The 21,328-nt window shown below is 72.5% G+C and carries 20 protein-coding genes; all 20 read left to right on the top strand.

The window, feature by feature from the left end:
• Positions 1-12 precede the first annotated feature (12 nt).
• A complete protein-coding gene (locus tag ACFZB3_RS40800; protein ID WP_391386253.1) occupies positions 13-339 on the top strand; it encodes a TcmI family type II polyketide cyclase in 327 nt (108 codons plus the stop codon).
• Positions 336-1,616: a beta-ketoacyl-ACP synthase II gene (locus tag ACFZB3_RS40795; RefSeq protein WP_391386250.1), complete on the top strand. Its 1,281-nt coding sequence runs from the start codon at positions 336-338 to the stop codon at positions 1,614-1,616. The genes ACFZB3_RS40800 and ACFZB3_RS40795 overlap by 4 nt, the downstream gene beginning before the upstream one ends.
• Positions 1,613-2,839, top strand: coding sequence for a beta-ketoacyl synthase N-terminal-like domain-containing protein (locus tag ACFZB3_RS40790; RefSeq protein ID WP_391386247.1), 1,227 nt, complete (start codon positions 1,613-1,615; stop codon positions 2,837-2,839). Before ACFZB3_RS40795 ends, ACFZB3_RS40790 begins: the two co-directional genes overlap by 4 nt.
• A gap of 92 nt (positions 2,840-2,931) precedes the next feature.
• Positions 2,932-3,201 (top strand): acyl carrier protein, encoded by a 270-nt coding sequence (locus ACFZB3_RS40785; protein WP_351713448.1) that lies wholly within the window; start codon positions 2,932-2,934, stop codon positions 3,199-3,201.
• A 133-nt stretch (positions 3,202-3,334) separates the two neighbouring features.
• Positions 3,335-4,120 (top strand): 3-oxoacyl-ACP reductase FabG, encoded by a 786-nt coding sequence (gene fabG / locus ACFZB3_RS40780; RefSeq protein WP_391386243.1) that lies wholly within the window; start codon positions 3,335-3,337, stop codon positions 4,118-4,120.
• Positions 4,121-4,140: 20 nt separating this feature from the next.
• Entirely contained in the window at positions 4,141-5,076 is a 936-nt protein-coding gene (locus ACFZB3_RS40775) for an SRPBCC family protein (protein WP_391386240.1), read from the top strand.
• A gap of 2 nt (positions 5,077-5,078) precedes the next feature.
• Positions 5,079-7,073 (top strand): SDR family oxidoreductase, encoded by a 1,995-nt coding sequence (locus ACFZB3_RS40770; protein WP_391386238.1) that lies wholly within the window; start codon positions 5,079-5,081, stop codon positions 7,071-7,073.
• A 20-nt stretch (positions 7,074-7,093) separates the two neighbouring features.
• Entirely contained in the window at positions 7,094-8,311 is a 1,218-nt protein-coding gene (locus tag ACFZB3_RS40765) for an MFS transporter (RefSeq protein WP_391386235.1), read from the top strand.
• 80 nt (positions 8,312-8,391) lie between these two features.
• Positions 8,392-9,684, top strand: a complete 1,293-nt coding sequence (locus tag ACFZB3_RS40760; protein WP_391386232.1) for an activator-dependent family glycosyltransferase — start codon at positions 8,392-8,394, stop codon at positions 9,682-9,684.
• A gap of 36 nt (positions 9,685-9,720) precedes the next feature.
• The gene (locus tag ACFZB3_RS40755; RefSeq protein ID WP_391386229.1) at positions 9,721-10,935 is read left to right on the top strand and encodes a nucleotide disphospho-sugar-binding domain-containing protein; all 1,215 of its coding nucleotides are present in this window, start codon (positions 9,721-9,723) and stop codon (positions 10,933-10,935) included.
• The gene (locus tag ACFZB3_RS40750) at positions 10,935-11,516 is read left to right on the top strand and encodes a dTDP-4-dehydrorhamnose 3,5-epimerase family protein (RefSeq protein ID WP_391386226.1); all 582 of its coding nucleotides are present in this window, start codon (positions 10,935-10,937) and stop codon (positions 11,514-11,516) included. Before ACFZB3_RS40755 ends, ACFZB3_RS40750 begins: the two co-directional genes overlap by 1 nt.
• A gap of 2 nt (positions 11,517-11,518) precedes the next feature.
• Positions 11,519-12,646 (top strand): nucleotide disphospho-sugar-binding domain-containing protein, encoded by a 1,128-nt coding sequence (locus ACFZB3_RS40745; RefSeq protein WP_391386725.1) that lies wholly within the window; start codon positions 11,519-11,521, stop codon positions 12,644-12,646.
• Positions 12,647-12,672: 26 nt separating this feature from the next.
• Positions 12,673-13,740 (top strand): glucose-1-phosphate thymidylyltransferase, encoded by a 1,068-nt coding sequence (locus ACFZB3_RS40740; protein ID WP_391386223.1) that lies wholly within the window; start codon positions 12,673-12,675, stop codon positions 13,738-13,740.
• On the top strand, positions 13,737-14,720 hold the full coding sequence (rfbB, locus tag ACFZB3_RS40735; RefSeq protein WP_391386220.1) for a dTDP-glucose 4,6-dehydratase: 984 nt from the start codon (positions 13,737-13,739) through the stop codon (positions 14,718-14,720). The genes ACFZB3_RS40740 and rfbB overlap by 4 nt, the downstream gene beginning before the upstream one ends.
• Positions 14,710-15,768 carry an NAD-dependent epimerase/dehydratase family protein gene (locus ACFZB3_RS40730; protein ID WP_391386218.1) on the top strand — a complete coding sequence of 353 codons (1,059 nt, stop codon included), beginning with the start codon at positions 14,710-14,712 and terminating at the stop codon, positions 15,766-15,768. Before rfbB ends, ACFZB3_RS40730 begins: the two co-directional genes overlap by 11 nt.
• Entirely contained in the window at positions 15,765-17,069 is a 1,305-nt protein-coding gene (gene rfbH / locus ACFZB3_RS40725) for a lipopolysaccharide biosynthesis protein RfbH (protein WP_391386215.1), read from the top strand. The genes ACFZB3_RS40730 and rfbH overlap by 4 nt, the downstream gene beginning before the upstream one ends.
• A gap of 43 nt (positions 17,070-17,112) precedes the next feature.
• Complete coding sequence (locus ACFZB3_RS40720) at positions 17,113-17,859, top strand: NAD-dependent epimerase/dehydratase family protein (protein ID WP_391386212.1); 747 nt, start codon at positions 17,113-17,115, stop codon at positions 17,857-17,859.
• Between the two features lie 128 nt (positions 17,860-17,987).
• Entirely contained in the window at positions 17,988-19,388 is a 1,401-nt protein-coding gene (locus ACFZB3_RS40715) for an NDP-hexose 2,3-dehydratase family protein (protein ID WP_391386209.1), read from the top strand.
• Positions 19,385-20,344 carry a Gfo/Idh/MocA family oxidoreductase gene (locus tag ACFZB3_RS40710; protein WP_391386206.1) on the top strand — a complete coding sequence of 320 codons (960 nt, stop codon included), beginning with the start codon at positions 19,385-19,387 and terminating at the stop codon, positions 20,342-20,344. The genes ACFZB3_RS40715 and ACFZB3_RS40710 overlap by 4 nt, the downstream gene beginning before the upstream one ends.
• 29 nt (positions 20,345-20,373) lie before the next feature.
• The gene (locus ACFZB3_RS40705) at positions 20,374-21,174 is read left to right on the top strand and encodes a 4'-phosphopantetheinyl transferase superfamily protein (protein ID WP_391386203.1); all 801 of its coding nucleotides are present in this window, start codon (positions 20,374-20,376) and stop codon (positions 21,172-21,174) included.
• Positions 21,175-21,328 lie beyond the last annotated feature (154 nt).

Raw genomic sequence — 21,328 nt, 5'->3', positions numbered from 1 at the left:
AAGGAGAGACGCATGCACAGCACATTGATCGTGGCCCGGATGGAACCTCATTCGGCCGCCGACGTCGCCCGCCTCTTCGGCGAGTTCGACGGCACGGACATGCCGCACCTGATGGGCACCCGGCGCCGGCAGCTCTTCGCCTACCGGGGCCTCTACTTCCACCTCCAGGACTTCGACTCCGAGGACGGCGGCGAGCGGATCGAGGCGGCCAAGACGGACCCGCGGTTCGTCGGCATCAGCGAGGACCTCAAGCCGTTCATCACCGCCTACGACCCCGCCACCTGGCGCTCCCCCGCCGATGCCATGGCGCAGCGCTTCTACCACTGGACCGCGCTGTGAGCGGCCCGGACGGCAGGCGGGTCGTGATCACCGGCATCGGCGTCACCGCGCCGGGCGGCGTGGGCGCCAAGAGCTTCTGGAGCCTGCTGGCCGACGGGCGTACCGCGACCCGGCGCATCAGTTTCTTCGACCCCTCCCCGTTCCGCTCGCAGGTCGCCGCCGAGGTCGACTTCGACCCCGAACTGCTGGGCCTGGGCGCCCAGGAGATCCGGCGGATGGACCGGGCCGCGCAGTTCGCCGTGGTCACCGCGCGGGAAGCGGTGGCGGACAGCGGGCTGGAGTTCGACGCCCTGGCCCCGCACCGGACCGGCGTGACCATCGGCAGCGCGGTCGGCGCGACGATGGGGCTCGACGAGGAGTACCGGACCGTCAGCGACAGCGGGCGGCTCGAACTGGTCGACCACGAGTACGCGGTACCGCACCTCTACAACTACATGGTGCCCAGTTCGTTCGCCGCGGAGGTGGCCTGGGCGGTGGGCGCGGAGGGTCCGACCACGGTGGTCTCCACCGGCTGCACCTCGGGCCTGGACGCCGTGGGCTACGCCGCCGAGCTGATCCGCGAGGGATCGGCCGACGTCATGGTGGCCGGCGCGGCGGACGCCCCGATCTCGCCCATCACCGTGGCCTGCTTCGACGCGATCAAGGCCACCACCTCGCGCAACGACGACCCGGAGCACGCCTCCCGCCCGTTCGACGGGACGCGCAACGGGTTCGTGCTCGGCGAGGGTTCGGCGGTTTTCGTCCTGGAGGAACTGGACAGCGCACGGCGGCGCGGCGCCCATGTGTACGCGGAGATAGCCGGGTACGCCACGCGCAGCAACGCCTTCCACATGACGGGGCTGCGCCCCGACGGACGCGAGATGGCCGAGGCGATCCGGGTCGCCCTGGACGAGGCCCGGCTCGCTCCGGAAGCCGTCGACTACGTCAACGCGCACGGTTCGGGCACCAAGCAGAACGACCGGCACGAGACCGCCGCCTTCAAGCGCAGCCTCGGCGAGCACGCGTACGCCGTGCCGGTCAGCTCGATCAAGTCGATGGTCGGGCACTCCCTGGGCGCCATCGGCTCGATCGAGATCGCGGCGAGCGTGCTGGCGATGGAGAACAACGTCGTGCCGCCCACCGCCAACCTGCACACGCCCGACCCCGAGTGCGATCTCGACTACGTGCCGCTCACCGCGCGGGACTGGAGGACCGACGCCGTGCTCTCCGTGGGCAGCGGGTTCGGCGGTTTCCAGAGCGCCATGGTGCTCGCCCGTCCCGATCGGAGGGCAGCATGAACGGGTCCGGCGTCCGGGTCGCCGTCACCGGGCTGGGCGTGGTCGCCCCCAACGGCCTGGGCGTGGAGGCCTACTGGACGGCGACCCGCAAGGGAACCAGCGGCATCGGCCGCATCTCGCGGTTCGCCCCCGACCGCTATCCGGCCCAACTGGCCGGGGAGATCGAGGGGTTTGCCGCCGAGGAGCACCTGCCGGGCCGGCTGCTGCCGCAGACCGACCGGATGACCCAGCTCGCCCTGGTGGCCGCGGACTGGGCGTTCGAGGACGCCGCGGTGCGTCCCGGGGAGCTGCCCGAGTTCGAGATGGGCGTGATCACGGCCAGCTCCTCGGGCGGCTTCGAGTTCGGCCAGCGGGAGTTGCAGGCCCTGTGGAGTCAGGGGAGCCGGTACGTCAGCGCGTACCAGTCGTTCGCCTGGTTCTACGCCGTCAACAGCGGCCAGATCTCCATCCGCAACGGCATGCGGGGCCCGAGCGGCGTGGTCGTCAGCGACCAGGCCGGCGGGCTCGACGCGGTCGCCCAGGCGCGGCGCCAGATCCGCAAGGGCACCCGGCTGGTGATGTCGGGGGCCGTGGACGCCTCGATCTGCCCCTGGGGCTGGGTCGCCCAGATGGCGAGCAACCGGCTGAGCACCAGCACCGACCCGGAGCGGGCCTACCTGCCCTTCGACGCCGCGGCCAGCGGCCACGTGGCCGGCGAGGGCGGCGCCCTGCTCGTCCTGGAGGAACTGGAGCAGGCCCGGGCCCGGGGCGCCAGGCAGATCTACGGCGAGATCGCCGGGTACGGCTCCACGCTCGACCCCCGGCCGGGCAGCGAGCGTCCCCCGGGTCTGCGCAAGGCGATCGAACTGGCGCTGGCCGATGCCGGGGCCACGCCGGGCGAGATCGACGTGGTGTTCGCCGACGCGGCCGCCGTCCCCGAGCTGGACCGGATCGAGGCCGAGGCGATCACCGAGGTGTTCGGGGCCGGGGCGGTGCCGGTGACGGCACCCAAGACGATGACCGGGCGGCTCTACTCGGGAGCGGCTCCGCTGGATCTGGCCGCCGCGTTCCTCGCCATGCGGGACGGGGTGATCCCGCCGTCCGTCGGCGTCACGCCCGCCCCCGAGCACGGCCTCGACCTGGTCGTCGACCAGGAGCGGACCGCCACGGTGCGCTCCGCCCTGGTGATCGCCCGCGGCCACGGCGGTTTCAACTCCGCGATCGTGGTCCGCTCCGCCGCATAGGGCCCGGCCCGCCGACGAGCGGCGACGGTCAGCCGGCGCGCGGAGGACCGGCTGACCGACTCCCCACCGCAGCAACGAAAGGACACTCCCCCATGGCTTCCCACGAGTTCACCATCGACGACCTCAAGCGCATCCTGCGCGAGGGGGCCGGCGCGGACGAAGGCGTCGACCTCGACGGGGACATCATCGACACCGACTTCGAGTCGCTGGGCTACGAGTCCCTGGCGATGCTGGAGACCGGCGGCCGGATCGAGCGCGAGTTCGGCGTCACCCTCGACGACGACACGCTGACCGACGCCAAGACCCCGCGCGCGCTGATCGAGTCCGTGAACGCCCTGCTGGTGCCCGCCGAGATCGGCTGAGCCCGGCCCCGGACCGCGCCGCCGGTTCCCGCCGGTTCCCGTCGATGCCTCCGACGGGAACCGGCGGCGCGTTTTCTCCTCCTCGCGCCTCCCTCTCGCGCCTTGCGCCTCCACCCTTCTGCAGGAGACAGACATGAAGCAGCAGAATCCGAAGGTCGCCCTCGTCACCGGGGCGACCAGCGGTATCGGCCTCGCGGTGACCAGGCTGCTGGCCGAGCAGGGCCACCGGGTGTTCCTGTGCGCCCGCACCGAGGACAGCGTGACCCGCACGGTCAAGGAACTCCTCGACGAGGGGCTGGAGGTGGACGGCGCGCCCTGCGACGTCCGCTCCGCCGACGACATAGGACGGTTCGTGCGGCAGGCGGTCGAGCGCTTCGGCCCGGTCGACGTACTCGTCAACAACGCGGGCCGGTCCGGCGGCGGGGTCACCGCCGACATCGCCGACGAACTCTGGCACGACGTCATCGCCACCAACCTCAACAGCGTCTTCCTGATGACGCGCGAGGTGCTCACCACGGGCGGCATGCGCGACAAGGACCGCGGCCGCATCATCAACATCGCCTCCACCGCGGGCAAGCAGGGCGTGGTGCTGGGCGCCCCCTACTCGGCCTCCAAGCACGGTGTCGTCGGCTTCACCAAGGCGCTCGGCAACGAGCTGGCGCCCACCGGCATCACCGTCAACGCGGTCTGCCCCGGCTACGTCGAGACACCGATGGCGCAGCGCGTGCGCCAGGGCTACGCGGCCGCGTACGACACCAGCGAGGACGCCATTCTCCAGAAGTTCCAGGCGAAGATCCCGCTCGGCCGCTACTCGACGCCGGAGGAGGTCGCGGGCCTGGTCGGCTACCTGGCGTCCGACACCGCCGCCTCCATCACCTCCCAGGCACTGAACGTCTGCGGCGGCCTGGGCAACTTCTGAGCCACGGAGGAGAGCACATCATGACGACCCGTCAGGTCGAGCACACCATCACCGTCGAGGCCCCGGCCGCCGCCGTCTACCGGTTGATCGCCGAGGTGGAGAACTGGCCGCGGATCTTCCCGCCCACCATCTACGTCGACCACGTCGAGCGCGGCGCGGGCGAGGAGCGCATCCGGATCTGGGCCACCGCCAACGGCGAGGCGAAGAACTGGACCTCGCGCCGCACCCTGGACCCCGAGAACCTGCGGATCACGTTCCGCCAGGAGGTCTCCACCCCGCCGGTCGCCGCCATGGGCGGCACCTGGATCATCGAGCCGCTGTCCGAGACGTCGTCGCGGGTGCGGCTGCTGCACGACTACCGGGCCGTCGACGACGACCCGGAGGGCCTGAAGTGGATCGACGAGGCCGTCGACCGCAACTCCCGCTCGGAGCTGGCCGCGCTGAAGACCAACGTCGAACTGGCCCACGCCTCCGAGGAGATCACGTTCTCCTTCGAGGACACCGTGCAGATCGCCGGCGCGGCCAAGGACGCCTACGACTTCGTCAACGAGGCCGGGCTGTGGGTGGAGCGGCTGCCGCACGTGGCCTCCGTCCGCTTCTCGGAGGACACCCCGGGGCTGCAGACCCTGGAGATGGACACCCGCGCCAAGGACGGCTCGACCCACACCACCAAGTCGTACCGGGTGGTCTTCCCGCACCACCGGATCGCGTACAAGCAGGTCACCCTGCCCGCGCTGATGACCCTGCACACCGGTTACTGGACGTTCACGGAGAACGCCGGCGGCGTCGCCGCGACCTCGCAGCACACGGTGGTCCTCAACACGGCGAACATCGCCGCGATCCTGGGCCCGGACGCGACCGTCGCCGACGCCCGGGAGTACGTCCGCGGCGCGCTGAGCACCAACAGCCGCGCCACTCTGGGCCACGCCAAGGACTACGCCGAGAACAAGCGCTGACCATGGCCGCGCTGGACACCGATGTGCTCGTCGTCGGCGCCGGACCGGTCGGCCTGCTGCTCGCCGGGGAGCTGCGCACCGGCGGGGCGCGGGTGACCGTGCTGGAGCGGCTGACCGAGCCCACCGCCGAGTCGCGGGCGTCGATCCTGCACGCCCGCACCATGGAACTGCTGCACGAGCGGGGCCTGGTCGAACGGTTCGGGCCGCCGCCGGATGCCGGGCCCGGCCACTTCGGCGGCATCCCCCTCGACCTGGCCGAGGCCGGCGACAGCCCGTACGCCGGTCAGTGGAAGGCGCCGCAGACCCGCGTCGAGGCCGTTCTCGCGGACTGGGCGACCGGGCTCGGCGCCCAGGTGCGACGCGGACACACGGTGACCGGCCTGACCGAGGCGCCCGGCCAGGTGCACGTCGTCGCGACCACGCCGGCGGGTGAGCGGCTGCGGCTGAGCGCCGCGTACGTCGTGGGCTGCGACGGCGAGGAGAGCGCGGTACGGCGGCTGGCCGGCTTCGCGTTCCCCGGGGCCGCTCCCACCAAGGAGCTGCTGCGCGCGGACCTGGCCGGCATCGACCTGCGGGAGCGGCGCTTCGAACGGCACGCGGGCGGGGTGGCCAATGCCCGCCGCGGACCGGACGGCGTCACCCGCATCATGGTGCACGCGTTCGACCGGGTACCCGGCGCGTCGAAGACCCCCTCCTTCGAGGAGGTCTGCGCGGTGTGGGCCCACGTCACCGGCGAGGACGTCAGCGGCGCCGAGCCGGTCTGGCTCAACGCGTTCCACAACGCCCGGCGGCAGGCCGCCCGTTACCGCATGGGCCGGGTGTTCCTCGCCGGGGACGCCGCCCATGTCCAGCTGCCGGTGGGCGGGCAGGCCCTCAACCTCGGCCTGCAGGACGCGGCGGACCTCGGCGGAAAACTCGCCGCACATCTCGCCGGCCGGGCCGGCGAGGAACTGCTCGACACCTACCACGCCGTCCGCCACCCGGTGGGCGCACGCGTGCTCGGCAACATCGAGGCCCAGGCCCAGCTGCTGTTCGGCGGGCCCGAACTGGACGGTGTGCGGACGGTGTTCCGGGAACTGCTCGGGATCCCGTCGGCCCGCCGCCACCTCGCCGCGATGATCAGCGGGCTCGACGGCGGCGGCCCGGCCGTGACGGAGCCCGGCGGCCCAGCCGTGCACGGCGCTCACGGCGCTCACGGACCGAATCGTCAGCACACGACGCACAGGAGGACCACCATGGGCAAACTGACCGGAAAGACCGCGCTCGTCACCGGTTCCAGCCGCGGCATCGGCCGGGCCACGGCGATCCGGCTGGCCCGCGAGGGGGCACTCGTCGCGGTGCACTGCTCCAGCAACCGGGAGGCCGCCGACGACACCGTCGCCGCCATCGAGAAGGAGGGCGGCCGGGGCTTCTCGGTGCTGGCCGAGCTCGGGGTGCCCGGCGACGTCCACGAGCTCTTCCTGGCCCTGGAGCGGGAGCTGAAGGAGCGCACCGGCGCCGTCACCCTCGACATCCTGGTGAACAACGCGGGCGTCATGGGCGGCGTGGCCCCCGAGAACCTCACGTCCGAGGCGTTCGACCGGCTCTTCGCCGTCAACGCCAAGGCGCCGTACTTCCTCGTGCAGCGCGCGCTGGACAACCTCCCCGACGGCGGCCGGATCATCAACATCTCCTCCGGGCTGACCAGGGTCGCCAACCCGCAGGAGGTGGCGTACGCGATGACCAAGGGCGCCATCGACCAGCTCACCCTGCACTTCGCCAAGCACCTCGGGCCCCGCGGCATCACTGTGAACAGCGTGGGTCCGGGCATCACCGACAACGGCAGTCCGGTCTTCGACGACCCGGAGGCGGTGGCGGCCATGGCCAACTACTCGGTCTTCGGACGGGTCGGCGAGACACGGGACGTCGCCGACGTGGTGGCCTTCCTCGCGAGCGACGACTCCCGCTGGGTCACCGGCTCCTACCTGGACGCCAGCGGCGGCACGCTGCTCGGCTGAGCGGGCGGACGGCCGAGCCGATGACGACGCTCTCCTCGCACCCCTCCCCCCGCATCGGCGTCGGACGGCGGGCCCTGCTCTTCGTGCTCGCCGGCAACATGCTCATCGACGCCCTCGAGGTCTCCGTCATGCTGGTCGCCCTGCCGGCGCTGGGGCGGGACCTCGGGCTCTCGATGCTCGGCAGCCAGTGGGTGATGAGCGGCTTCGCCGCCGGCTTCGCGGCGCTGCTGCTGCTCGGTCCGCGTCTCGTGGCCCGGTGGGGCCGGCGGCGCGTCTACCTGGCCGCGCTGCCGGTGTTCATCGCCGCCTCGGTGGCCGGCGGTCTCGCCCACCAGGGCGCCGTGCTGGTCGCCACCAGGGTGGTGAAGGGCATGTGCGCCGCGCTGACCGCGCCCACCGGGCTCGCGATCATCAGCACCACGTTCCGGCCCGGAGCCGAGCAGCGCCGGGCGGTGTCGGTCTACTCGCTCTTCGGGGCGGCCGGGTTCACCGCGGGACTGCTGTGCTCGGGGGCGCTCACCGAACTGAGCTGGCGCTGGAACCCGGTGTTCCCCGCCCCGGTCGCCCTGCTGCTGCTGGCGGCCGGGGCCCGGCTCATCCCCCGCGACACGGCGCCGGCGCCCGCCGCGCCGCTCGGGGCGACCCTGGCACGGCTGCTGCGCGACGGTCCGTTCCGGCGCTCGGCGGTGTGTGCGGCCACGCTCAACGGCACCTACCTGGGCCTGCTGATGCTGCTCGCCCACCGGCTGCACGACCAGTGGGGGTGGAGCTCCTGGCGCACGGCGCTCGCGTTCCTGCCGGCCTGTCTGCCCCTGGCGCTCGCGCTGCCCTTCGCCGGCCGGATGGTGGCGCGCTTCGGCACCGAACGGCTGATCAGGGCCGGCAGCTGCGCCGCGGCGCTGGGCTGCGTGACCGCCCTGCTCACCGGGGCGCCCGCGGCGTACGCCACCGGAGTGCTGCCCGCACTGCTGCTGGTGGAGGCCGGCTTCGTGCTGTCCTTCGCGGCCCTCAACCTCCAGGCCACGGCCGGGATCGCGGCCGAGCACCGGGCCGCCGCGGTGCCGGTCTACCAGACGGCCGTACAGCTCGGGGCGGTGCTCGCACTGCCGGCCGCGGCCGCGGCCGCATCCTCCGGCGGCGGTTACCGGGGCGCGCTGGCGTTCCTCACCGCGGTGTCGGCGACGGGCGCGCTCGTCGCCTGCACGGCCCGCACCCGCGGGGGCGACGCCGCGCCCTGACGGCGCGGGTCCGTACGCACCCTGGGCCCATCCCCCACCGGCACACCCCCGTGCACCCGAACCCGAACGGAGTTTCAACGATGCGTGTCCTGTTCACCATCTTTCCGGCGACGGCACACCTGTATCCCGTCGTGCCGCTGGCCTGGGCGCTGCAGAGCGCCGGGCACGAGGTCGTCGTGGCGAGCCATGCGGGCGTCGTGGACCCGGGGGTGATCGCGAACATAGGCGCGGCCGGGCTCACGGCCGTACCGCTCGGTTCGCCGGAGGAGCTGCCGGAAGCCCTGAGCAAGAACACGGGGGACAGCAAGCCGAACCGCCCCTCGCTCGCTTTCGACGCGTTCGAACCGGAGGAGTCGGAGGGCTGGCGCACGGCGCGCGCGATCCTCACCGGAATGTTCCGGATGCACTACCCCGAGCCCGCGGAGCCGGGCGGCCGCAGGCCCGTGCTGGACAACCTGGTCGACTTCGCCCGCGCCTGGCAGCCCGATCTGGTGCTGTGGGACCCGCTGATGTTCCCCGCGCCCGTCGCCGCGCGGGTCTGCGGCGCCGCGCACGCCCGCCTGGTCTGGGGCACGGACAACATCGCCCTGATCCACGAGCGGACGAAGCGGGAACTGGCCCGCCCGGACGCGGAGTTGACCGAGCACCCGTGGGTGAGCTGGTACGGCCCGATACTGGAGCAGTACGGGCTGGAGTTCACCGACGAGATGCTGCTCGGCCAGTGGACCCTGGACCTGACCCAGTCCAGGATGCGGCTGCCGCTCGACCTCACGCACGTCCCGGTGCGGCGGGTCCCCTACACCGGCGCGGCCGCCCTCCCGGCCTGGCTGCACCACCAGCCGGAACGTCCGCGCGTGGTGCTCACCCTGGGGGTGAGCCGCCGCAAGCTCTTCGGCAAGTACAGCGGCTTCCCGATGCGCGAGTTCTTCGAGTCGGTGTCCGCCCTGGACATCGAGGTCGTCGCCACCCTCAACAGCGAGCAGCTCGCCGCGGTCGGCACCGTGCCCGACAACGTCCGCACGGTCGAGTACGTGCCGCTCAACCAGGTCCTGCCGACCAGTTCGGCGGTCATCCACCACGGCGGGGGCGGGACGTTCTCCGCCGCCGTCAACTTCCAGGTGCCCCAGCTCGTGGTGCCGCTGCCGATGTGGGACGAGATGGTCACCGCCCGGTACGTCGAGGAGATGGGCGCGGGTCTGGTCGCCGATCCCGAGTCCCTGGACGTCGCGGGACTGCACAAGCAGCTCGTGCGGCTCCTGCAGGACCCCTCGTTCTCCCTCGGCGCCCGCCGTCTGTACGACGAGATGCTCGCCGCGCCCGCGCCGAAGGACATCGTGCCCCTGCTGGAGCGCCTGACCGCCGAGCGCCGCTGAACGCGCCCGTACAGGCCGGAAAGGACTGTCCGTCAGATGCGCGTACTGGTGATCACCACCCCTGTACCGTCCCATTACCTGCCCCTGGTGCCCCTGCTGTGGGCGCTGCGGTCGGCCGGCCACGAGGTGACGGTGCTGTGCCAGCCCGATGTGCTGGGCGCGGTCCGGGCCTCCGGGCTCACCGCCGTCGAGGTGGGCAAGTCGTTCGACGTCGACGCCATGCTGCTGAGGAACCTGCCCGCGGAGCAGCGGCCCCTGCAGGCCCGGCCCCGCCCCGCCCCCGAACTGCTCGGCGGCTACGGCAGGCTGTGGTGGGCCCATGCCACCGCGCACCTCGGCCACTACACCGCTCTTGCCGACGAGTACGGCCCCGACCTGATCGTGGCCGACCCGCTGGAGTACTGCTCCCTGATCATCGGCGCCCGGCTGGGTGTGCCGGTGGTGCACCACCGGTGGACGGTGGACGCGATCTCCGGCCCCGCCCGGCGCTTCGTGCGCGCCGACGCCCCGGAACCGGCGGGGCGCCCCGGACCGGCCGGGCCGCCGGACCCGGCCGCGCTGCCGAACCCGACCGTGCTGCTCGACCCGTGCCCGCCGGGCCTGCGGATGCCGGACGCCGAGGCGGGCGTGCCGATCAGGTACGTGCCCTACAGCGGGGGCGCCGAGACACCGGCCTGGGTGCGGGCGGACCCCGGCCCGGGAGCCGGGCGGCGACGGGTCGCCGTCTCGCTCGGCAACACGCCGGCCCTGCACGGCGAGCCCTTCATCCGCGGCCTGCTGCACGGCCTGGCCGCCTGCCGTGACACCGAGATCCTGGTCACGCTGCCGCGGCCGTACCGCGCGGGGGTCGGGCCGCTGCCGGGGAACGTGACGGTCGTCGACCCGCTGCCCCTGCACCTGTTCCTCGGGACCTGCGACGCGATGGTCCACCACGGCGGTGCCGGCACGGCGATGACCGCCACCGCGTTCGGACTCCCGCAGCTGGTGCTGCCGCAGCTGGCGGACCACTTCCCGCTGGCCGACCGGCTCACCGCGACCGGTGCCGGACTGTCCTTCGAGACCCCGGCGCAGCAGGACGACCCGCGGGTCGTCGGCCAGGCCCTGGACGATCTGCTGTCCGACCCGCGCTACGCCGGGTCGGCCCGCCGGCTGGGCGCGGAGATGGCCGTGATGCCGTCCCCCGCCGACGTGGCCGCCGACCTGGAGCGACGGGCGCGAGCAGCCACCGAACCGAGAGAGGCGAGCGTGTAGTGCACATCGAGGAAATGACCCTGCCCGGGACCTACCTGATCACGCCCGACCAGATTCCGGACGAGCGCGGGGCGTTCTACGAGGCCTTCCGCAGCGACGTGCTGGAGAGCGTGACCGGCGTCGCCTTCCGGCCCCAGCAGATCAACTACTCCGTGTCGAGACGGCACACCCTGCGCGGGATCCACAGTGTGCGCATACCGCCCGGGCAGGCCAAGTACGTCACCTGCGTCCGCGGTGCGCTGCGCGACATCGTGGTGGACCTGCGGATCGGCTCCCCGACCTTCGGCGAGCACCAGGTCAGCGAACTGGACGCGGACTCCGGCAGGTCCGTCTACGTCCCCGAGGGCGTGGGCCACGGATTCCTCGCGCTCACCGACGACGCCTGCATCTGCTACGTCGTCTCCACCGCGTACGTGCCGGGCACCCAGATCGACATCAACCCGCTCGATCCGGATCTCGCGCTGCCCTGGAACTGCCCGGAGACGCCCCTCATCTCGGACAAGGACGCGAAGGCGCCGACCGTGGCCGAGGCCGTACGGGCAGACCTCCTGCCCCGATTCAGCAAGGCGGGAACAGCGTGAGAATGCTCTTCGTGGCGGCGGGCAGCCCGGCGACGGTCTTCGCCCTGGCCCCGCTGGCCACCGCCGCCCGCAACGCGGGCCACCAGGTCGTCATGGCCGCGAACGACGACATGGTTCCGGTCATCACCGCCTCGGGTCTGCCGGGCATCGCGACCACCGATCTGCCGATCCGGCACTTCATCACCACGGACCGGGCCGGCAACCCCGAGGAGATCCCCTCCGATCCGGTCGAGCAGGCGCTCTTCACCGGGCGCTGGTTCGCGCGCATGGCCGCCTCCAGCCTGCCGCGGATGCTGGAGTTCTGCCGCGCCTGGCGGCCCGAGCTGATCGTCGGCGGCACGATGAGCTACGTCGCCCCGCTGCTCGCCCTGCACCTCGGCGTGCCGCATGTGCGCCAGACCTGGGACGCCATCGAGGCCGACGGCATCCATCCCGGCGCGGACACCGAACTCCGGCCGGAACTCGCGGAGTTCGGCCTTGACCGGCTGCCCTTCCCGGATGTGTTCGTGGACATCTGCCCGCCGAGCCTGCGGCCGGCCGACGCCGCCCCGGCCCGGCCGATGCGGTACGTCCCGGCCAACGCCCAGCGGCGGCTGGAACCCTGGATGTACAACCGGGGCGAGCGCCGCCGCATCCTGGTGACGTCCGGGAGCCGGGTCGCCAAGGAGAGCTACGACAAGAACTTCGAATTCCTGCGCGGCCTCGCCAAGGACGTCGCCGCCTGGGACGTCGAGCTGATCGTCGCCGCGCCGGATGCGGTCGCCGACGCCCTGCACGACGAACTGCCGGGCATCCGGGCCGGCTGGGTACCGCTCGACGTGGTGGCGCCCACCTGCGACGTGCTCGTGCACCACGGGGGCGGCGTCTCCACCCTGACCGGGCTGAACGCCGGTGTGCCCCAACTGCTCATCCCGCGGGGCGCCGTGCTGGAGAAGCCGGCCCTGCGCGTCGCCGATCACGGGGCCGCGATCACGCTGCTGCCCGGCGAGGACTCGGCCGACGCGATCGCGGACTCCTGTCAGGAACTGCTGTCCAAGGACACCTACGGCGAGCGGGCCCGCGGACTCTCCCGGGAGATCGCCGCCATGCCCTCGCCCGCGAGCGTGGTCGACGCGCTCGAACCGGCATGAATACACGAAACCGAGAGGACCTCTCGATGAAGGCTCTGGTGCTCGCCGGCGGATCTGGTACCCGCCTGCGGCCTTTCAGTTATTCGATGCCCAAACAACTGATCCCCATCGCCAACACGCCCGTGCTGGTGCACGTGCTGAACGCGGTCCGGGAGCTGGGGGTGACCGAGGTCGGCGTCATCGTCGGCAACCGCGGCCCCGAGATCGAGGCCGTGCTCGGCGACGGTGCCCGGTTCGGCGTGCGCATCACCTACATCCCCCAGGACGCGCCGCGCGGACTGGCCCACACCGTGTCCATCGCCCGCGGCTTCCTCGGCGACGACGACTTCGTGATGTACCTCGGCGACAACATGCTGCCCGACGGGGTCACCGAGATCGCCGAGGAGTTCACCCGGCAGCGCCCGGCCGCCCAGGTGGTCGTGCACAAGGTCCCCGACCCGCGCTCCTTCGGCGTCGCCGAACTCGGCCCCGACGGGGAGGTGCTGCGCCTGGTGGAGAAGCCGCGGCAGCCCCGCAGCGACATGGCCCTGATCGGGGTCTACTTCTTCACCGCCGCCATCCACGAGGCGGTGGCGGCCATCTCGCCCAGCAGCCGCGGCGAACTGGAGATCACCGACGCCGTCCAGTGGCTGGTGACCTCCGGCGCGGACGTGCGCGCCAGCCTCTACGACGGCTACTGGAAGGACACCGGGAGGGTCGAGGACGTCCTGGAGTGCAACAGCCACCTCCTGGACGGCCTGACCCCGCGCGTCGACGGACAGGTCGACGCCGACAGCGTGCTCGTCGGCCGGGTCGTGGTCGAGGCGGGGGCGCGCATCGTGCGGTCGCGGGTCGAGGGGCCGGCGATCATCGGCGCGGGCACGGTCCTGCAGGACAGCCAGGTGGGCCCGCACACCTCCATCGGGCGGGACTGCACGGTGACGGACAGCCGGCTGGAGGGCTCCATCGCCCTGGACGAGGCGTCGGTCACCGGCGTGCGCGGCCTGCGCAACTCGCTGATCGGGCGCGCCGCGTCCGTCGGCACCACCGGCCCGGGCACGGGCCATCACTGCCTGGTCGTCGGAGATCACACCCGAGTGGAGGTCGCGGCATGAGGATCCTGGTCACCGGAGCGGCCGGCTTCATCGGCTCGCACTTCGTGCGCAGCCTGCTGGCCGACAAGTACACCGGCTGGGAGGGCGCCCAGGTCACCGCCCTGGACAAGCTGACCTACGCGGGGAACCGGGAGAACCTGCCCGCCTCGCACGAGCGGCTGGTGTTCGTCCGCGGCGACGTGTGCGACCGCGACCTGCTGCGCGAACTGGTGCCCGGCCACGACGCCGTGGTCCACTTCGCGGCCGAGTCGCACGTCGACCGCTCCCTGGAGGGCGCCGGCGAGTTCTTCCGTACGAACGTGCTGGGCACCCAGACACTGCTCGACGCCGTGCTGGAGAGCGGCATCGAGCGGGTCGTGCACGTCTCGACGGACGAGGTGTACGGCTCGATCGAGAAGGGCTCCTGGACGGAGGAGTGGCCGCTGCTGCCCAACTCCCCGTACGCCGCCTCGAAGGCCAGCTCGGACCTGGTCGCGCGGGCCTACTGGCGCACCCATGGCGTGGACCTCTCGATCACCCGCTGCTCCAACAACTACGGGCCCTACCAGCACCCCGAGAAGGTCATCCCGCTGTTCGTCACCAACCTCCTGGAGGGCCGCCAGGTCCCGCTGTACGGCGACGGCCGCAACGTCCGCGAGTGGCTGCACGTCGACGACCACTGCCGTGGCATCCACCTGGTGCTCAACGGGGGGCGCGCGGGCGAGATCTACAACATCGGCGGCGGCAACGAGTACAGCAACCTGGCCCTGACCGAGCGGCTGCTGGAGCTGACCGGCGCGGGCGAGGAGATGATCCGCCGCGTCGCGGACCGCAAGGCACACGACCTGCGCTACTCGATCGACGAGTCGAAGATCCGCGAGGAGCTCGGCTACGCGCCGCAGACGGGCTTCGAGACGGGCCTGGCCGACACGGTCGCCTGGTACCGGGACAACCCCGACTGGTGGAAGGCCGTCAAGCACGGAACGAGCCGTGCGCTCTGAGCACCGGCCGGTGGCCGGGCTCTCGGTCGTGGTCCTCGGCGGCACCGGCTTCCTGGGCCGCCGCATCAGCGCGGCGTGCGCCGCGGACGGCGCCCGGATGCACCTGGTCTCCCGCAGCGCCCCCGCGGTCCCCGCGCCGGCCGTCGGGCCCGGCGTGTCGGCCGTCGGCCTGGACCTGGTGACGGCGTCGCCGCGGGAGATCGCCGCGGTCCTCGCGGCGGCCGGCGCCGACGTCGTGGTCAACGCGGCCGGCCGGGCCTGGCAGGCCGACGAGGCGCAGATGGCCGCGGGCAACGCGGAACTGGTCGAGCGGGTCCTCGCGGCGCTCGCGGCGCTGCCCGGTCCTCCGGTACGGCTGGTCCAGCTCGGCACCGTCCACGAGTACGGCGCGGGTGCCCCGGACGCCGCCACCGGCGAGGAGCACGAGCCCGCGCCGGTCACCCCGTACGGCCGTACCAAGCTCCAGGGCACCCGGGCCGTGCTGCGCGCCCGGGAGCAGGGGGTGGACGGCGTGGTGCTGCGGCTCGCCAACGTGATCGGCGCCGGGGTTCCCGAGGGCAGTCTCTTCGGCCGGGTCGCGGCCCACCTCGGTGCGGCCGCCCGTGCCGACGCGCGCGGCGAGAAGGCCGCCGAACTGCACCTTCCGGCACTGCGCGCGGCCCGCGACCTGGTCGACGCCCGCGACGCCACCGCGGCGGTGCTGGCCGCGATCACCGCGCCGGCGGCGGACGTGGCCGGTCAGGTGATCAACGTCGGCCGTGGCACGGCGGTACCGATGCGCGAGCTGATCCACCGGATGATCGCACTCAGCGGACTCGAACTCCCGGTGGTCGAGGCCGCCGAGGGACCGGGCTCGCGCACCGACGTCGCGTGGCAGTGCCTGGACGTCTCCCGCGCGCGGCGCCTGCTCGGCTGGCGCCCGCTCCGCAGCCTCGACGACTCCCTGCGCGAGCTGCTCGCCTCCGTACTGCCGCCGGAACACCCCCTACCCGGCACACCACTCGGGATCACGGCCGACGCACCGGCCGAAGAAGGGAAACGATCATGAGCGACCGCAAGGACCTGGTCCTCGACGGCGTCCGCGAGTACCACCGGGAGGTCTCCCCCGCCCGGGAGTTCGTCCCCGGTACGACCGAGATCTGGCCGTCCGGCGCCGTCCTGGACGAGAACGACCGGGCGGCGCTGGTGGAGGCGGCGCTGGAGATGCGCATCGCCGCCGGGACCAGCTCGCGCAAGTTCGAGTCGGGATTCGCCCGGCGCCTCAAGCGCCGCAAGGCCCACCTCACGAACTCCGGTTCGTCGGCCAACCTGCTGGCCGTGTCGGCCCTCACCTCGCACACCCTGGAGGACCGGCGGCTGAAGCCGGGCGACGAGATCATCACCGTCGCGGCGGGCTTCCCGACCACGGTCAACCCGATCCTGCAGAACGGCCTGGTCCCGGTGTTCGTGGACGTGGACCTCACCACCTACAACGCGACCGCCGACCGGGTGGCGGCGGCGATCGGCCCGAAGACGCGGGCCATCATCATCGCCCACGCGCTCGGCAACCCCTTCGAGGTCACCGAGATCGCCCAGCTCGCCGAGGAGCACGACCTGTTCCTCATCGAGGACAACTGCGACGCGGTCGGCTCGCTGTACGACGGAAAGCTCACCGGCACCTTCGGCGACATGACGACCGTCAGCTTCTATCCGGCCCACCACCTCACCATGGGCGAGGGCGGCTGCGTCCTGACGTCCAACCTCGCCCTGGCCCGGATCGTGGAGTCGCTGCGGGACTGGGGCCGGGACTGCTGGTGCGAGCCGGGCGAGAACGACCGGTGCCTGAAGCGGTTCAAGTACCAGATGGGCACGCTGCCGGCCGGCTACGACCACAAGTACATCTTCTCGCACGTCGGTTACAACCTGAAGGCCACCGACATCCAGGCCGCCCTCGGTCTGACCCAGCTGGCCAAGCTCGACTCCTTCATCGAGGCGCGGCAGCGCAACTGGCGGCGGCTGCGGGAGGGCCTGGACGGGGTTCCGGGGCTGCTGCTGCCCGAGCCCACCCCGCGCTCCGAGCCGAGCTGGTTCGGCTTCGTGATCACCGTGGACCCGGAGGCGCCGTTCCGCCGCGCCGAACTGGTGGACTTCCTGGAGGAGCGCAAGATCGGCACCCGCCGGCTGTTCGCGGGCAACCTGACCCGCCACCCGGCCTACATCGACCAGCCGCACCGGATCGTGGGCGAGCTGACCAACAGCGACCTCATCACCGAGCACACCTTCTGGATCGGGGTCTACCCGGCGCTCACCGACGAGATGCTGGACTACGTCACCGCCTCGATCAAGGAGTTCGTGGCCGCGCGCGGCTGAGCTGAACGGCCCTCCTACTCCCCAGAGATCGGGACGACGACGTATGGACATTGTGGGAACCGGTTTCCTGGCGCGGAACCTGCGTCCGCTGGCCGGCCGGCATCCGGACACCGTGGCCCTGGCGGCGGGGGTGTCCTGGGCGAGCGGCACCTCGGACGCGGATTTCGCCCGTGAGGCCGCACTGGTGGACGAGGTCGCGAAGCGGTGTGCGGACGAGGGGCGGCGGCTGCTGTTCTTCTCCACCGCGGCGACCGGGATGTACGGGCTCGCCGAGGGGCCCGGCAGGGAGGACGTCCCGGTGACGCCCTGCACCCCCTACGGCGCGCACAAACTCGCCCTGGAGGAACTGCTGCGCGGCACCGGGGCCGACCATGTCATCCTCCGGCTGGGGCACCTGGTCGGCCCCGACCAGCCCGAGCACCAGCTGCTGCCCACGCTGGTGCGGCAGTTGCGCGAGGGCGTGGTCCGCGTGCACCGGGGCGCGGCCCGCGACCTGATCGACGTCGGCGACGTCATCACCGTCGTCGACCGCCTGCTCGCCACGGAGCTGCGGGCCGAGACGGTCAACGTGGCATCGGGCTTCGCGGTGCCGGTGGAGGACATCGTCGACCATCTCGCGAAGGCCCTCGGACTCCGGGCGCGCAGGGAGTACCACGACACGGGCGTGCGCCAGCACGTCATCTCCACCGAGAAGCTGCGCGCCCTGGTTCCGCAGGTCGCGGAGATGGGCTTCGGACCCGACTACTACCGGCGGATCCTCGGCGACTTCACGGCGTCCGTGTACGTCTGACGTGTACGTCTGACGTGCACGTCTGACAGGGGAATCGCCGCGCCGGCCCGGCCGACATCTGATGAGCCGCAGGTCACGACATCAGACATGTCTCATCCATCAACACATCGAACACAGGGAGTTCTCTGATGCCGCCACTCACCCTTCAGCCGCGCGAAGACGTGAAGCTGCTGGCGGACCGGCTCGCGCTGTCGGCCGCCACCACCCGGGGCGTACACCTGACGACCGACGGCTTCGCCGACTGGCTCGCCGAGCGGGGCCGCGCCAACGCCTTCCGCGTGGACCGGATCCCCTTCGCCCGCCTGGACGGCTGGTCGTTCCAGGACGCCACCGGCAACCTTGAGCACCGCAGCGGCCGCTTCTTCACGGTCGAGGGCCTGCATGTCACCGAGCGGGGCGCGCCGTTCGGCGACGGCCCGCACGCCGAATGGCACCAGCCCATCATCAAGCAGCCCGAAGTCGGCATCCTGGGCATCCTCGGCAAGGAGTTCGACGGCGTCCTGCACTTCCTGATGCAGGCGAAGATGGAGCCCGGCAACCCGAACCTGCTCCAGCTGTCCCCGACCGTGCAGGCCACCCGCAGCAACTACACCAAGGCCCACAAGGGCGCGGACGTGAAGTACCTGGAGCACTTCGTCGGCCCGGGCCGCGGCCGGGTCGTCGCGGACGTCCTGCAGTCCGAGCACGGCTCGTGGTTCTTCCACAAGTCCAACCGCAACATGATCGTGCTGACGGACGACGACGTGCCGCTCCTCGACGACTTCTGCTGGCTCACCCTCGGGCAGATAGCGGAACTCCTGCACCGGGACAATGTCGTCAACATGGACTCGCGTACGGTCCTGTCCTGCCTGCCCGTCCCGGAGACGGCGGCCGGTGCCCTGCTGTCCGACGCCCAGCTGCTGTCCTGGATCACCACCGAGCGCTCCCGGCACGACGTGCACGCCGAGCGCGTACCGCTGGCCGGGCTGCCCGGCTGGCGGCGCGACGAGATGACCGTCGAGCACGAGGAGGGCCGCTACTTCAAGGTGGTGGCGGTCGCCGTGCAGGCCGGCAACCGCGAAGTCACCGGCTGGACCCAGCCGTTGTTCGAGCCGGTGGGCCTGGGCGTCACCGCGTTCCTCACCCGCACGTTCGACGACGTCCCCCATGTCCTGGTGCACGCCCGGGTCGAGGGCGGTTTCCTGGACACCGTCGAACTGGGCCCCACGGTCCAGTACACGCCCGGGAACTACGCCCATCTGCCCACTACGGAACGCCCGTCGTTCCTCGACACCGTGCTCGCGGCGCCGGCCGCCCGCATCCGGTACGAGGCCGTGCACTCGGAGGAGGGCGGCCGGTTCCTCAACGCCGAGAGCCGGTATCTGATCGTCGACGCCGGCGACCACGACGTCCCGCTCGACCCGCCGGCCGGCTACGCCTGGGTCACACCGGACCAGCTCACCTGGCTGGTGCGCCACGGCCACTACCTCAATGTCCAGGCCCGCACCCTCCTGGCCTGCCTCAACGCCACCACGGCAAACCCCCGATGAGCGGGCCGGTGCGGATCGGGGTGCTCGGCTGCGCGGACATCGCGGTGCGGCGGATGCTGCCCGCGTTCGCCGCCTCCCCCGGTCTGGAGCTCGCCGCGGTCGCCAGCCGCGACCTGGCCAGGGCCGAGCAGGTCGGCCGCCGCTTCGGCTGCCGCCCCGTCCAGGGCTACGACGAACTGCTCGACGCCGACGACATCCAGGCCGTGTACGTGCCGCTGCCGGCCGCGCTGCACGCCCCGTGGGTGGAGTCGGCGCTGAACGCGGGCAAGCACGTCCTGGCCGAGAAGCCCCTGACCATGGACCCGGAGAGCACCGAGCGGCTCCTGGACCTCGCCGCGAAGCGGGGTGTGGCGCTGATGGAGAACGTCATGTTCGTCCATCATCCCCGGCACGAGGCGGTGCGGCGCCTGGTTGCCGACGGGCGGATCGGCGAACTCCGCGTGCTGCGCGCGGAGTTCGCCATCCCCCCGCTCTCCGGCGACGACATCCGGTACTCCGCCGAGCTCGGCGGCGGCGCGCTGGCGGACGTCGGCCTCTACCCGCTGCGGGCCGCCCTGCACTTCCTGGGGCACGGGCTCGACGTGGTCGGCGCCCGTCTCACCCGGGGCGCCGGGCGGGAGGTCGAGACCTCGGGTGCCGCGCTGCTGGCCACTCCCGGCGGGGTCACCGCCCACCTCACGTTCGGCATGGAGCACGCCTATGCCTCCCGGTACGAACTGTGGGGCAGCCAGGGCCGGATCAGCGTGGACCGGGCCTTCACCCCGCCGGCGGACTTCGTGCCGGTGATCGGAGTGCACCGGGGCAGCGAGAGCGAGGAGATCCGGCTGGAGCCGGCCGACCAGGTCGCGGCCACGGTCGCCGCGTTCGTCACCGCCGTCCACGCCGGGTCCGCGCCGCGCGCGGACACCCTGCGGCAGGCCGTCCTGCTGGACGACGTGCGCCGCCGCTCCGCATGACGGCCGCCCCGCTCCGGAGTGAACTCCATGTGGATGAAGGGGACCTGGCGCTGTGGCTGCTGACGCCGCCGGAGCAGGGGCCGCTCGCGTTCGACGAACTCGACGAGACCGAGCGGCGCCGCGCGAACACCTTCCGGCGGCGCGGCGACCGCGCGCTGTACGTGGCCGCGCACGTCGCACTGCGCCGGCTGCTGGGCGGGTACCTGCGGACGCCGTCGAAGGAGCTGGCGTTCGCCCGTGCGGACTGCCCCCGGTGCGGCGGTCCGCACGGCCGCCCGGTGCTGGCCGGCGCCGGGCCCGGCGCCCCGCACTTCTCGCTGTCGCACAGCCGGGGCGCGGTGCTCGTCGGTGTGGCCCGCACACCGGTGGGTGTCGATGTCGAGAGGATGCCGAGCCCGGAGCGGGTCGACATCTGCCGCCCGGCTCTGCACCCGTACGAGCAGCAGGAGCTGGCGGGCCTCCGGGCGCCGGACCGCCCGGCCTTCTTCGCCCGGCTCTGGGCCCGCAAGGAGGCCTGTCTGAAGGGGATGGGCGTCGGAGTGGGCGGCTGGACGTCCGAGGTGTACCTCGGCGAGGGAGGACCGGACGCCCCGGCCCGGCCGGACGGCTGGAGCGTCCTCGACGTGCCGTGCGGTCCCGGTCACGCGGCGGCCGCGGCCGTCAGGGGACCGGCTCCCCGGACCGCGGTGCACCGGCTCCCGCCCGAGGCGGTGCTCGACGGCGGCCGCGTCCCCGGCACGGGCCGACGGCGGTCGCAGCCGGTCCCTCCCGGCCCTGAACCGGTCCTTGTGTTCGATGCGCGTGGCGCACGTGAGGAGGAACTCCCATGACCACAGTGGACGACCGGCCCCTGACCGCGGTCGAGCCCGCCGACGTGCACGGCCGCGTGGCCGAGCTGCACGAGATCCGTGCGGCGGCGGTGGCGGGGCCCAGCGAGAAGGCGACCGAGGCGCAGCGGGCCAAGGGCAAGCTGACGGCCCGGGA

The sequence above is a fragment of the Streptomyces sp. NPDC008092 genome (assembly GCF_042957285.1).
In the GTDB taxonomy this organism is placed as follows: domain Bacteria; phylum Actinomycetota; class Actinomycetes; order Streptomycetales; family Streptomycetaceae; genus Streptomyces.
Note: the sequence above shows the minus strand (reverse complement) of the source record. Positions and strands in the feature narration are given on the sequence as shown.

Bases quoted from the DNA above. Each gene is read 5' to 3' on its own strand.
- ACFZB3_RS40775 (WP_391386240.1), top strand. From the start codon at position 4,141: ATGACGACCCGTCAGGTCGAGCACACCATCACCGTCGAGGCCCCGGCC.
- ACFZB3_RS40740 (WP_391386223.1), top strand. From the start codon at position 12,673: ATGAAGGCTCTGGTGCTCGCCGGCGGATCTGGTACCCGCCTGCGGCCT.
- fabG (WP_391386243.1), top strand. From the start codon at position 3,335: ATGAAGCAGCAGAATCCGAAGGTCGCCCTCGTCACCGGGGCGACCAGC.
- ACFZB3_RS40760 (WP_391386232.1), top strand. From the start codon at position 8,392: ATGCGTGTCCTGTTCACCATCTTTCCGGCGACGGCACACCTGTATCCC.
- ACFZB3_RS40785 (WP_351713448.1), top strand. From the start codon at position 2,932: ATGGCTTCCCACGAGTTCACCATCGACGACCTCAAGCGCATCCTGCGC.
- rfbB (WP_391386220.1), top strand. From the start codon at position 13,737: ATGAGGATCCTGGTCACCGGAGCGGCCGGCTTCATCGGCTCGCACTTC.
- ACFZB3_RS40765 (WP_391386235.1), top strand. From the start codon at position 7,094: ATGACGACGCTCTCCTCGCACCCCTCCCCCCGCATCGGCGTCGGACGG.
- ACFZB3_RS40745 (WP_391386725.1), top strand. From the start codon at position 11,519: ATGCTCTTCGTGGCGGCGGGCAGCCCGGCGACGGTCTTCGCCCTGGCC.
- ACFZB3_RS40800 (WP_391386253.1), top strand. From the start codon at position 13: ATGCACAGCACATTGATCGTGGCCCGGATGGAACCTCATTCGGCCGCC.
- ACFZB3_RS40710 (WP_391386206.1), top strand. From the start codon at position 19,385: ATGAGCGGGCCGGTGCGGATCGGGGTGCTCGGCTGCGCGGACATCGCG.
- ACFZB3_RS40755 (WP_391386229.1), top strand. From the start codon at position 9,721: ATGCGCGTACTGGTGATCACCACCCCTGTACCGTCCCATTACCTGCCC.
- ACFZB3_RS40715 (WP_391386209.1), top strand. From the start codon at position 17,988: ATGCCGCCACTCACCCTTCAGCCGCGCGAAGACGTGAAGCTGCTGGCG.
- ACFZB3_RS40770 (WP_391386238.1), top strand. From the start codon at position 5,079: ATGGCCGCGCTGGACACCGATGTGCTCGTCGTCGGCGCCGGACCGGTC.
- rfbH (WP_391386215.1), top strand. From the start codon at position 15,765: ATGAGCGACCGCAAGGACCTGGTCCTCGACGGCGTCCGCGAGTACCAC.
- ACFZB3_RS40720 (WP_391386212.1), top strand. From the start codon at position 17,113: ATGGACATTGTGGGAACCGGTTTCCTGGCGCGGAACCTGCGTCCGCTG.
- ACFZB3_RS40790 (WP_391386247.1), top strand. From the start codon at position 1,613: ATGAACGGGTCCGGCGTCCGGGTCGCCGTCACCGGGCTGGGCGTGGTC.